The 10,580-nt window shown below is 71.6% G+C and carries 12 protein-coding genes, 1 tRNA gene and 1 pseudogene; 8 read left to right on the plus strand and 6 right to left on the minus strand.

The window, feature by feature from the left end:
• Window positions 1-49 precede the first annotated feature (49 nt).
• Window positions 50-1,372, minus strand: coding sequence for a cellulose binding domain-containing protein (locus E1166_RS07790; protein WP_132337058.1), 1,323 nt, complete (start codon window positions 1,370-1,372; stop codon window positions 50-52).
• A 393-nt stretch (window positions 1,373-1,765) separates the two neighbouring features.
• Here E1166_RS07790 and E1166_RS07795 point away from each other — a divergent pair.
• Window positions 1,766-2,356, plus strand: a pseudogene (locus E1166_RS07795) (transcriptional regulator); the annotation flags it as partial.
• Window positions 2,353-2,931 (plus strand): HD domain-containing protein, encoded by a 579-nt coding sequence (locus E1166_RS07800; protein ID WP_132337060.1) that lies wholly within the window; start codon window positions 2,353-2,355, stop codon window positions 2,929-2,931. The pseudogene E1166_RS07795 and the gene E1166_RS07800, both read left to right, overlap by 4 nt.
• 166 nt (window positions 2,932-3,097) lie before the next feature.
• On the opposite strand, the gene E1166_RS07805 is transcribed toward E1166_RS07800, so the two are convergent.
• A tRNA-Val gene (locus E1166_RS07805) sits at window positions 3,098-3,172 on the minus strand.
• Between the two features lie 84 nt (window positions 3,173-3,256).
• Window positions 3,257-3,838 (minus strand): TIGR02611 family protein, encoded by a 582-nt coding sequence (locus E1166_RS07810; protein ID WP_243710237.1) that lies wholly within the window; start codon window positions 3,836-3,838, stop codon window positions 3,257-3,259.
• Between the two features lie 271 nt (window positions 3,839-4,109).
• Between E1166_RS07810 and E1166_RS07815 the strand changes: the two genes are divergently transcribed.
• Entirely contained in the window at window positions 4,110-4,541 is a 432-nt protein-coding gene (locus tag E1166_RS07815; protein ID WP_007457244.1) for an SsgA family sporulation/cell division regulator, read from the plus strand.
• A 69-nt stretch (window positions 4,542-4,610) separates the two neighbouring features.
• Here E1166_RS07815 and E1166_RS07820 read toward each other — a convergent pair whose 3' ends face one another.
• The gene (locus tag E1166_RS07820) at window positions 4,611-5,387 is read right to left on the minus strand and encodes an SDR family oxidoreductase (RefSeq protein ID WP_132337078.1); all 777 of its coding nucleotides are present in this window, start codon (window positions 5,385-5,387) and stop codon (window positions 4,611-4,613) included.
• 130 nt (window positions 5,388-5,517) lie between these two features.
• On the opposite strand from E1166_RS07820, the gene E1166_RS07825 reads away from it, so the two are divergent.
• The 3 genes from E1166_RS07825 (at window position 5,518) to E1166_RS07835 (ending at window position 7,336) form a co-directional block, all read left to right on the plus strand.
• Entirely contained in the window at window positions 5,518-6,414 is an 897-nt protein-coding gene (locus E1166_RS07825) for an AraC family transcriptional regulator (protein ID WP_207914073.1), read from the plus strand.
• 30 nt (window positions 6,415-6,444) lie between these two features.
• Window positions 6,445-6,951 (plus strand): GNAT family N-acetyltransferase, encoded by a 507-nt coding sequence (locus E1166_RS07830; protein WP_132337064.1) that lies wholly within the window; start codon window positions 6,445-6,447, stop codon window positions 6,949-6,951.
• A gap of 205 nt (window positions 6,952-7,156) precedes the next feature.
• The gene (locus E1166_RS07835; RefSeq protein ID WP_132180879.1) at window positions 7,157-7,336 is read left to right on the plus strand and encodes a DUF4236 domain-containing protein; all 180 of its coding nucleotides are present in this window, start codon (window positions 7,157-7,159) and stop codon (window positions 7,334-7,336) included.
• A gap of 71 nt (window positions 7,337-7,407) precedes the next feature.
• Here E1166_RS07835 and E1166_RS07840 read toward each other — a convergent pair whose 3' ends face one another.
• Together E1166_RS07840 and E1166_RS07845 are read right to left on the minus strand one after the other, a co-directional pair.
• Window positions 7,408-8,286, minus strand: a complete 879-nt coding sequence (locus E1166_RS07840) for a hypothetical protein (protein WP_132337066.1) — start codon at window positions 8,284-8,286, stop codon at window positions 7,408-7,410.
• Window positions 8,287-8,310: 24 nt separating this feature from the next.
• Entirely contained in the window at window positions 8,311-8,832 is a 522-nt protein-coding gene (locus tag E1166_RS07845; protein WP_132337068.1) for a VOC family protein, read from the minus strand.
• A 48-nt stretch (window positions 8,833-8,880) separates the two neighbouring features.
• Here E1166_RS07845 and E1166_RS07850 point away from each other — a divergent pair, with 48 nt between their 5' ends.
• Together E1166_RS07850 and E1166_RS07855 are read left to right on the plus strand one after the other, a co-directional pair.
• Window positions 8,881-9,342, plus strand: a complete 462-nt coding sequence (locus tag E1166_RS07850) for a MarR family transcriptional regulator (RefSeq protein ID WP_132337080.1) — start codon at window positions 8,881-8,883, stop codon at window positions 9,340-9,342.
• 57 nt (window positions 9,343-9,399) lie between these two features.
• On the plus strand, window positions 9,400-10,580 hold a 1,181-nt coding region (locus E1166_RS07855; RefSeq protein ID WP_132337070.1), incomplete at its 3' end, for a tetratricopeptide repeat protein.

A 10,580-nucleotide genomic window follows, 5' to 3' on the forward strand; every position in this document is an offset into this window, starting at 1 on the left:
ACAGTTCGGCCTCGGTGGGTGTGGGTCCGCCGTTTTCGCTTATCCAGGATTACGGGCTGGTGCAGGTCGGTGCCGGGGAGGACGGCGCGCCGTTGGCGATGAAGCCGAACGTGGTCGACCCGGACGCCGGCAGAGCGCCGTTGTAGGGCGCGTTGCGCACCGTCACCGACGAGCCACTGGTGGTCAGCGTGCCGCTCCACAGTTGCGTGATGCTCTGGCCGCTACCGAGCGCCCACTGGACGGTCCAGCTGTTGATCGCCGAGGTGCCGGCCTGCACGGTGACCTCACCCTGGAAGCCCCCCTGCCAGGAGTTGACCGTTCGGTAGCTGGCGCTGCAGGCAGCGCCGGGCGGCGGCGTGGTAGGCGGAGGCGTGGTGGGCGGAGGCGTGGTGGGCGGAGGCGTGGTCGGTGGCGGCGTGGTCGGTGGCGGCGTGGTCGGTGGCGTGTTGCTGCCGAGCTGGGTGATGAAGTTCCACACCTCCCGCTGGGTCCAGGACCGCGCGCCGGGCGCGTACGGGTCAGCGGAGCCGTCCACGGCGTTGGGGGCATGCGGTCCGTCGAAGGCGCCCCACACCACCGGATAGCCCGGCCTGCACCCGGTGTAGTAGGTGACGACGTGGGTGAGGCTGCCCTGCGCCGGCTCCCGCGGGTTCTGCGGCGTGCAGCCGTTGTTCCTGACGAACCGGTCGCGCATCGACCGTCCACCCGCTATCGACAGCGTGGTGTCCCGCAGCCCGTGGATGCCGAAGTAGGCGATGGGTTGCGTACCGCCCTCGCACCCGCTGAGGACACCCCCGGCGTAGAGCACCACCCCGCGGAAGACGTTTGCCCGCGCGCAGGCGATGGCATAGGTCATACCGGCTCCGTAGCTGAAGCCCGAGGCGAACAGTTGCGTGGTGTCGACGCACAGGCCGGCCCCGATCTGTCTGACCATGTCGTCGACGAAGGTCAGATCCCGGCCGCCGGAGTTGGGCCAGGCGTTGCCGATGCCCTGCGGGGCGACGAAGATCGTGGTGTTGTTGGCCAGCGGCCGGAGCCCGTAGTAGGACCACGCGGGGCCGCTGGTACTGCCGTTGTCGACCTGTTCGGCGGTGCCACCCCACCAGTGGAAGGAGAACATCACACGGTATGGGTGGTTGCTGTTGTAGTTGTCGGGAACCCGCAGAATGTAGCTGCGGTTCTGCCCGCCGCTCTGGATTGTGCGTGTACCGCTGGCCAGCGTAGGTGCCTTACCGCACCCGGCCGACGTCGCCAGGGTGCGGACGCTGTCAGCAGAAGCATGCCCGCCGTTGAGTATCATTCCGCCGGCCGCGATGACGGTGACCGCAGCGACCGCAGCGGCGACAAGTGCTGATCTGCGCTTCAAGAGCATTCCACTCCTTCTGGTATTGAGCTCTCGATTCCGTGCTTGCCGACCGGCAAGAATGCACCGTCCACCGTGCGGTCCGCTGATCCACGAGCGATGTCCGGATCACCACGGGCAAGGCCCGCTCGGCACTGAGCCGCCGGCGTCTGGTCGTAGGCGTCCCCGCCATCAGCCGACCGCCGGCCCCCGCTCCATCTGCGCACGACCCGAGGCCGCATGTGTCGGATCAGGCCGCGTGTGAGGGTGTGGTCGCGGGCCGAGCGCGGCAACACATGCGCGAATGAATAAAAGGCCGACCGAGTACGCGGGGCGCGTTTCGGATCGGGGTCTCCGCAAAGCTCGACGAATCGGACTCGACAACCGTAGATCTGACGTCATACGTCTGTCAAGTGATGCTTGTCGATGGATCTGCATCGGCGAGCCTGCTTCCCCGCCGGCATGGACCCCACCAGGGCGGCGGCGGAATGACTCACCCAGACCACCGCCCGCGCCCGCCGGATGACCACCTTCCACACCTGGTCACCGCTGTGGCCGGACGCCCGATCCGTCGTCACGTCCCTGGCCAACCAGGGCGATTCAGAACCTTTGCGGGACCTCATCGCCCACGCACACCCGGACGACGCCTGCGAGCGAGCAGCCCTCAACTACTCGGCCTACTGGGTGGGCGAGATCCCTTACCGCCACCGCGACGACTCCTTCATGCCCGGGACGCTCGCGGACTGGCACGGCTCGATCCTTCTTCGGCACCTGGTCCAGCGCCTGGACCCAGGACACCCCTTCGTCGACCTCAACATCCACAACGTCTGGGCTCTGCTGGCCGCACGACGCGGTCTCGCTCTCGACAACCCCGCCGCGACTCGGTCACTCCTCGACCGCAGTGTCCCGCTCCTGGACAGTGACCGGATCTCCGCGCGGTCGCGGCAGGAACTAACCTCAATCGTCTACAGCCTGCGGGCGGACGGACTCACCAGCACAGGGACGGGCAGATGAGCGACGACCACGACGCCGCCGGAGCGATGAGCTTCATCTTCGAAGCCGGCGTCCTCAAACGTGCCGCCCGTACCGGCTGGTGGTTCGCCGGCGTCAAGCACCCCGAGTCCATCGCCGAGCACTCCTTCCGGACCGCGCTCATCGGAATGATGCTCGCCGCCATGGAAGGCGCTGACCCGGCCAGGGTGTCGATGCTCTGCGTGCTGCACGACACCCAGGAAACCCGGATCACCGACATCCCACACATCGCCAAGCGTTACCTCACTGCCGCACCCAACACCACCGTCACCGCCGACCAGGTCGCCACCTGCCCACCGGCAGCCGCCGACGTCATCACCGCCGCGGTTGCCGAGTACGAAGCTGGCGAGACACTAGAAGCCATCGTCGCTCGTGATGCTGACAAGCTGGAATGCCTCGTCCAGGCCGTCGAGTACCGCCATCAGGGCATCGACAACGTGCAGCGCTGGATCGACAGCTCACGAGCGGCGCTCAAGACCGCCAGCGCCCATCGCCTCGCCGACGCCGCCCTCAGCGGACAACCTCTCGCCTGGCTCACTCCCCCGCCGCCGGAGTGAGCCCGAGCTATTGCTCGGCGCTCGACGCTTGCCCCACCGGTCGAACGGGCGGGATCAACGCATCCGCGACGCGTTCGCTGACGATCCGCTGACGCCCAACGACACCTGACGATGGAATCAGCAAGAGCCACCCTCGTCCGAGGGTGGCTCTTCTGCGCTACTTCAATGGTGGGCGATACTGGGATCGAACCAGTGGCCTCTTCGGTGTGAACGAAGCGCTCTCCCGCTGAGCTAATCGCCCTCAGCGCCGTTGACTCTACCGGATCGAGGGGCTGGACCAAAAACCCGGGGTCCGCGCGCCGCCGGCACGTCGATCAACGGCTGGTCAACGCTTCGCCAGGTGGTGCTGCAACTGCGCCACCAGGTCGATGCCGAGGCTGTACTTGAGCGACAGCCACACCACGGCCGCCACGAAGACGAGGCCGACGGAGCCGAGGACGAACCGCACCGGCAGCGATTGTGACGCCGCCCACCGCGTCCAGTTGTGCACATGCCGGCGGGTGAAGGTGAGCAGTCGTCGCGCCCAGTGGAACTCCACGGCCCAGATGGCCAGGCCGGCGATCACGATCAGCCAACCGGGGCCGGGTAGTGGAATGAGGGCGATGCCCAGGGTGACCACGAGTGCGCCGGCGACGGCGACGGCGACCTTGAGGGCGACCCGGCCGGTGGGATTGGCGCGGATCAGATCGAGGGTGATGCGCGCCCGGAAGCGCCAGCCGGAACGGGAACGCTCGGCCACGGCCGTACCGGTGGGGCCGACGGCCCGGCGGTCGGACGATGCTGTCCGACCATCGGATTCGGGTTGCTCCATGGGCACTTCACTCCCCCGCCTTTCGGCTGCTCGGGCCCCTACTTCCGGCGAGCCGGTCGTGGCCGGGACATCCACCGAGGAACGGTTCGTGACCATTTGCACCCCCAGTGTCGCCCGGGCCCGTCACTTGCGCAGACCACTGGACGTTACCGGAGTAAGTCGACGACTGAACCACCCGACTTCGGACGGGATGACGCACGGGCAGAGCCGGAATCGTACAAGAACCTTCATGTTCTCGCGGCGTTTCCCACCCCCTTCCCACCACTGGGTGAAGTCAGCGTATGGCGGTGCGTAGCCAGAGGTAGCACCTGAGTATGGGAAAAGCGGGACACGCGCGTTCCGCAGCGGTGCCGGGGGGAGATCGTCCATGAGTGTGATTCGACCAACGACCGTCGAGGTCGAGACGTCGCTAAGGCTCGTCGCGCCTGACGCCACCGCATTGCCGGTGCGCGCCAGTCTGCGTTACGACCCTGCTGACCCGTATGCGGTCCATGTCCTGTTCCACGCCGAGTCGGCCGGCGGTGAGGCCGTCAGCTGGTCCTTCGCCCGCGAGTTGCTGGTCACCGGCCTCGACGAGCCGGCCGGCATCGGCGACGTGCGGGTCTGGCCCTGGGCCACCCCGCGCGGGGACTTCGTCGCGCTGGCGCTGTCGTCGCCGGACGGCAACGCCCTGTTCGAGGTGCCGCGCAGCGTGCTGGTGCGTTTCCTGCGGCGGACCTACGTCGTCGTTCCGCGCGGCCGGGAGGCCGAGCACCTCGACGTCGACACCGCGGTGAACCGGCTGCTCGCCGGCCGCTGAACCACCCGATCGGAGCCGCGCGGATCTGCCGAGTCCGCGCGGCTCCGGCCGCCCGGCACCGGTACGACCTCAACCGTGGGTGGTGATGCCCCCGTCGACCGGGATCACCGCGCCGGTCAAATACGCGCCGGCCCGCGACGACAGGTAGATCGCCGTGCCGGCCATGTCCTCCGGCCGGCCGATCCGCCCCAGCGGCACCTGCTTCGCGACCGCTGCCCGCGAGGCCGGGTCGTCCAGGGCGAAGGCCATCATCCTGCTCTCGAACGGGCCGGGCGCGATCGCGTTGACCGTGATGTGGTCGTCGGCGAGCTGGTGGGCGAGGCTGCGGGTGAGCATGTGCACGGCCGCCTTCGTGGCGCTGTACGCGTACACCTCCATGACCGGCACGCGCAGACCGTCGACCGAGCCGATGGTGATGACGCGGGCCGGGTCGTCGGCGCTGGCCGCGGCGCGCAACGCCGGCAGCAGCGCCGTGGTGAGCCGGAAGACGGCCTTGACGTTCACCGCCCAGAGCTTGTCGAACGCGGCCTCCGGGTACGCCTCGAGCGGCGCACCCCAGGTGGCGCCGGCGTTGTTGACCAGCACGTCGAGCCGGTCCGTGCGCTCCCGTACCGCCGCGGCCAACCCCTCGGCGCCCCCGTCGTGGCCGAGGTCGGCGGGGATGGCCTCGCACCGCCCCTGGGCGGAGAGTTCCTCCGCCACCTTCTGGCAGACGTCGGCCTTGCGGGACGAGATGATCACGTGTGCGCCGGCCTGCACGAAACCCTGGGCGATCATCAGGCCGATGCCCCGGGACCCGCCCGTGACCAGGACCGTCTTGCCGGCGACCGAGAACAGATCCGTCATGCCCATCCCATCACCGCTCGGAGCCTACCGCCCGGTAACGTAACCCGACCCCGGCACCCGGACAACCCCCGCGGCGGGGGTCCCGTCGCCGGGATGCGAGGCCGGCTCGCTGGGGCTACGGTCGCTGGTGATGGTCTCTTCCGGTCAGCTCTCCCCGGCAACCCGTTCCGACCTGCCCGAGATCGACCTGCTCGACCTCGCCGACCTCGCGCCCGAGCCTGTCTGGCGCCGCCCGATCCTGCTCGACACCGACCTGCTGCTCCTGGTCACCGGCGGCCACGGGATCGCCGAGCTGGATTTCCGCGCCCTGCCCTGCCGGCCCGGCACGCTGCTGCGGGCCGAGCCGGGTCAGGTGTTGCGCTGCGCCTCCGGCCTCGCCGCGACGGTGGTGCGGTGGAGCGACGGGGCGCTGCGTGGGCTGGACGTCGACACCACGTCGGTGCCCGCCCACCACCAGCTCACCGGTGAGGACGAGGACGCGGTGATCAACGAGGTGAGCCAGCTGTCGGTGGACGTCCGCCGACACCGGGACGACCCGGTCGGTCAGGCCCTGCTCCGGCACCAGCTCGCTGTCCTGCTGCTGCGGCTGTCGCTGCTGCCGGTCCCGACCGGCGTCGGCAACGACGCGCACCGGGCCGAGGTGGTCACCTTCCATCGGCTGTGCCGCGAGATCGAGCGCGGCTACCAGCACACCCGCCGGGTGGAGGACTACGCGGCGCAGCTGGGCTGCTCCGTGCGTACCCTCACCCGGGCCTGCCTGGCGGTGACCGGGCGCAGCGCGAAGCAGGTGGTTGACGAACGGGTGGCGTTGCAGGCCAGCCGGCTGCTCGCCGCCACCGGCGAGCCGGTGGCCCGGATCGGTCGCCGGCTCGGTTTCCCCGAGCCGACCAACTTCGGTCGCTTCTTCACCCGGGAGGTCGGGATGAGCCCCGGCGCGTTCCGGGCGGCCCACGCCCAGCCGCCACGGGCGGATCGTGCGGCCACGGTCCCCGGCCGAGCCGATCGGGCGGGCATGATAACGAGTTGACCGGTCTGTCCGATCCTGGGAGCCACGCTGATGCCCACGCCCGTCCTGCGTACCGACCGACTGTTACTGGAGCCGTACCGGCCGGATGACGCGGCGGACTCGATCGCTCTGCTGTCCGATCCGGAGGTGGCTCGGTTCATGGGCGACGGCCCGCTCACCCCGGGCGATGCCGCCGGCCTGTTCGAGCGGTTGTTCAGCAAGGTGTACGCGGAGGACCTCTTCGACGTCTGGGCGGTCCGCCGCGACGGCCGGTACGTCGGGCACGCCGAGGTCAAGCACACCGACGAGGTCGACGGCCACGAGATCGTGTACGCGCTGGTGAAGCCGGCCTGGGGCGAGGGCCTCGGCAGCGAGCTGGCCCGGGCCCTGCTCCGGTACGGCTTCGACACCCTCGACCTGCCCCGGGTCTGGGCGACCGTGGCGGAGCAGAACCACGCCTCGCTCGCGCTGCTCGGCAAGCTCGGTTTCACGCATCAGCGCGATGTCACCGAGGACGACGGCAGCGTCACCCGCGTCCTCGCCGTCGACCGCGCCTGACCGGGCCGGCCAGCCGGCCGCTGCGAGAGGTGCCGCCCGACGGCGGGCCGCGTCGGCGGCTGACCGTGGCACCGTCCACCGGGGACGGCAGCGGGGTTTCGGGTTTCCTCGATCCGGGCATCTCAAGCTCGGAGACGACAGACCGCGACGCCGGCACGGCAGTAAGCGACGCCGGGACGGCAGGGTAGCCGAAGGGAGCCCGACGATGGGCCTGATGTTCCGCAAGCGCAAGAAGTACGGGCCGATCATCCTGAACTTCACCGAGAACGGCTTCTCCTCGTGGAGCATCAGGATCGGCCGCTGGTCCTGGAACTCGCGGGCCCGGGCGCACCGCGTCGACCTGCCGGGGCCGCTGTCCTGGAAGCAGGACAAGTCCCGGGCGTGAGGTCCAGGGTCGAACGGGGGTGCCGGTGGTTCACCGGCACCCCCGTTCGGCCGGTCCGCGTCCGGGTGGTCTCACCGCCCGGTCGCGGCACTGATCACCACGTCGCCGCCGAGCCGCCCGTCGACCGGGTCGCGGCGCACCGTGCCGGTGCGCAGCAGATCGGTGAGCGCCGCGACGGTGTCGGCGGCCCGGTGGGCGGTGGCGAGGGTGGTGTGCCGGCGCAGCTCGGTGACCGTGCGTGGACCCCCGCGGTTCAGTTCGGCCAGCAGTTCCCGACGCAGCAGCTCCGGGTCGGGGTGCGGTACGAGGTCCAGCGGCGCGCCGGCGGGGTCGCGGTAGCGCACCGCGACGCTCTCGTCGACGTCCCAGAGCGCGTCCTTGAACGCCGCCAGGCTGTTGTCCAGGTTGGTGCCGAAGGCGACCGTCCGGGCCGGTGAGCCGTCGGCGGCGACCAGTTCCGCCTCGGCGGTCAGGCGGAAGCCGGCGGTCGTCAGCGCGGCGCGGAAGGCGGTCGGCGCCTCGGCGGTGAGCAGCAGTTCGGCCGGGCGGCCGGTCACCGCGGCGGCCAGCATCGCCGGGGCGGGGTCGGCCCCGTCGGCGACGGTCAGCAGCGGGGCTCCGGCCGCACCGGCGGCCTTGAGCGCGACCGGCAGCCGGGACGGGTCGCCGGGCACCACGTGCACGGCCACGTCGGCCGGCAGGGTGGCCTCGACCGGGCCGAGCCGGGCGGGCAGGTCGGGCCCGCCGCCGGCCAGCACCAGAACGGTCAGCCGTCGGCCCCGGAGCTGGTCGGCGAACTCCGCCACCACCCGCAGGGCCGCCTCCGCGGTGCCGGGGTCCCCGGCGTACCCGAGGGCGAGGGTGGCCCGCCGGGAGCGGTGCAGCGCCCCGGGCAGCCAGTGGTCGAGTTGTCGGACGAGCAGCTCGCGCAGGGCGGCATCGGTGGACATCCTGCCGTTCTACCGTACGGGTGCTCAGGCCGGGACGGAGATCCCCACCCCGCCGCGGGTCTGGCCGCCGTAGCGCTGCCGCTCGCGGTCGATGTCGAGCCGGCCGATGCGCCTGCGGGCGGTCAGCGCGGCGTCGTCGAGCAGGTGGGCCGGGACGATCCAGACGATCTCGAATTCCAGCCCGTCGGGGTCGCGGCCGTAGAGGCTCTTGGTGGTCCCGTGGTCGGCGGTGCCGACCAGGGCGTCGGCGGCGGCCAGCCGCTGTGCGGTGTGGGCCAACTCGTCCAGGGTGTCCAGTTCCCAGGCGAGGTGGTAGAGGCCGACGGTGGCGCGCCCGGCCTGGCTGGGGCCGGCGGCGGCGCCGATCTCGAACAGGCCGAGGTCGTGGTCGTTGGTGGAGTCGGGCGCCTGGAGGAAGGCGGCACCGCGGAACCCGTCGGGGGTCATCGGGACCGGGCGGAAGCCCAGGACGTCGCGGTAGAAGGCGACGCTGCGGGCCAGGTCAGCGACGTAGAGGACGGCGTGGTTGAGGCGGTGGATTCCCATGCCCCCACCGTAGCGCGGTTTGGTTGAGCGTTCAACAACGCCGGTATGATGGTCGGCATGACCCGCTGGCTGAACCCCGACGAGCAGCAGACCTGGCGGTCCTTCCTGACCGCCTCGCGGGCTTTGATGGAGACCCTCGACCGCGAGCTGCAACGCGACGCCGGGATGCCCCACGCCTACTACGAGATCCTGGTCCGCCTCTCCGAGGCCCCGCAGCGGCGGCTCCGGATGAGCGAGCTGGCCGAGAGCAGCGGCTCGTCGCGCAGCCGGCTCTCGCACGCCGCCGCCCGGCTGGAGGCCGCCGGGTGGATCCGGCGCGAGGAGTGCCCCACCGACCGGCGCGGCCAGATCGCCGTACTCACCGACGCGGGCTTCGCCACCCTCGCCGCCGCTGCGCCCGGTCACGTCGAGGGCGTCCGCCGCCACCTCTTCGACGCGCTCAGTCCCGCCCAGGTCGACCAGCTGCGCCGGATCAGCGAGACCCTGGTCGCCCACCTGACCCGTTCTTGACCAACTTGCGGCCCGGTGAGGCTTGTACATACCGTGGCCGGACCAGCACGATGAGGCGTGTCCTCCGGCTTCGGTGAACTGATCCTCCAGGCGCAGCAGTTGGTGTCCGCCGGCGACCTCGCCGGCGCCCAGCGGTTGCTCGCCGACGCGCTGGCCGAGGTCGACCCCCGCCCCGACCATGCCTCGCCCGAACTGGCCGACGCCGCCGGCCTCCAGGCCCGGGTGCTGGTCGCGCTCGGCGAGCCGCACTCCGCGCGCGGCTGGGCCGCCTTCGCGTACGCGGCATCCACCCGGCTGCACGGCCGCTCCGACGAGCGGACCATCGCCGCGGCGGCCACCCTGGCCGCGGTGCTGCACCGGGTCGGCAGCGACGCCCGGGCCGCCCGGCTCTACTCCGAGGTGATTCTCGAACTGACCGCCCACGACGGGCCCGAGTCACTGCGGGTGCTGGCCGCCCACGCCGATCTGGCCACCGTGGAGTATGCCCGGGGCCAGTGCGGCCAGGCCCGGGAACGCCTACAGGACGCCTGGGAGCTGCACCGCGAGGTCTACGGCGACGGGCACCCCAGCGGCATCAAGATGCTCGCCCGGCTCGGGGCGATGCAGCGCGACTGCGGCCGGTTCTCCGAGGCCCAGGACACCCTCGCGCTCGCCCGCGACCTGGCCCGCCAGCACCTGGACACCGCGGACCCGCTCGCCCGGCAGGTGACCACGCTGGCCCGGTCGGCCGCCGATCCGGAGCACGTCTGCGCCGACGACCGGCCGCCGCGGGATCCGACGCCGGTGGTGCCCGCCGCGCGTACCGCGTCGCCCGAGGAAGGGCCGCCCGACCCGCCGGCCTGGCCGGCGGCTCCGGCCGACCAGACGTACCCGCCGACGGTGCCCGGTCAGCGGCTGCCCCACGAGAGCGGCCCCGTCGCGTACCCCTCCGAGTCCTCCGGCGACCCGTGGCCGGCGGAGCCGCGCCCCGATCCGCACCCTGAGACCGGTCCCGGACCGGCGGGGTACGCCGAGGCCGAGGGGGTGTACCGGGTCGGTGATCCCGACCCGTCCCGGCTGCTGCCGGTCGTGGTGCCCCGGCCGCAGCCCTCGCCGCGCAACCGGACGCTGCCGCTCGTCGTGGCCGGGGTGGCGGTGGTGCTGCTCGGCGCCGTGGCGGTCGTCGCCGGGGTCGCCGGGGTCGACCGCGGCGACCCACCGCCCGCCTCGCCCGGGCGGACGCCGGCCCAGCCACGACC

The organism is Micromonospora sp. KC213 (genome assembly GCF_004348325.1).
Taxonomy (GTDB): Bacteria; Actinomycetota; Actinomycetes; order Mycobacteriales; family Micromonosporaceae; genus Micromonospora.

What these genes read in the sequence shown, in the direction of transcription:
- E1166_RS07815 (WP_007457244.1), top strand. Translation starts at nt 4,110, where the DNA reads ATGAGTGTGATTCGACCAACGACCGTCGAGGTCGAGACGTCGCTAAGG.
- E1166_RS07790 (WP_132337058.1), bottom strand. Translation starts at nt 1,372, where the DNA reads ATGCTCTTGAAGCGCAGATCAGCACTTGTCGCCGCTGCGGTCGCTGCG.
- E1166_RS07830 (WP_132337064.1), top strand. Translation starts at nt 6,445, where the DNA reads ATGCCCACGCCCGTCCTGCGTACCGACCGACTGTTACTGGAGCCGTAC.
- E1166_RS07845 (WP_132337068.1), bottom strand. Translation starts at nt 8,832, where the DNA reads ATGGGAATCCACCGCCTCAACCACGCCGTCCTCTACGTCGCTGACCTG.
- E1166_RS07800 (WP_132337060.1), top strand. Translation starts at nt 2,353, where the DNA reads ATGAGCGACGACCACGACGCCGCCGGAGCGATGAGCTTCATCTTCGAA.
- E1166_RS07840 (WP_132337066.1), bottom strand. Translation starts at nt 8,286, where the DNA reads ATGTCCACCGATGCCGCCCTGCGCGAGCTGCTCGTCCGACAACTCGAC.
- E1166_RS07850 (WP_132337080.1), top strand. Translation starts at nt 8,881, where the DNA reads ATGGTCGGCATGACCCGCTGGCTGAACCCCGACGAGCAGCAGACCTGG.
- E1166_RS07820 (WP_132337078.1), bottom strand. Translation starts at nt 5,387, where the DNA reads ATGACGGATCTGTTCTCGGTCGCCGGCAAGACGGTCCTGGTCACGGGC.
- E1166_RS07810 (WP_243710237.1), bottom strand. Translation starts at nt 3,838, where the DNA reads ATGGTCACGAACCGTTCCTCGGTGGATGTCCCGGCCACGACCGGCTCG.
- E1166_RS07835 (WP_132180879.1), top strand. Translation starts at nt 7,157, where the DNA reads ATGGGCCTGATGTTCCGCAAGCGCAAGAAGTACGGGCCGATCATCCTG.
- E1166_RS07825 (WP_207914073.1), top strand. Translation starts at nt 5,518, where the DNA reads ATGGTCTCTTCCGGTCAGCTCTCCCCGGCAACCCGTTCCGACCTGCCC.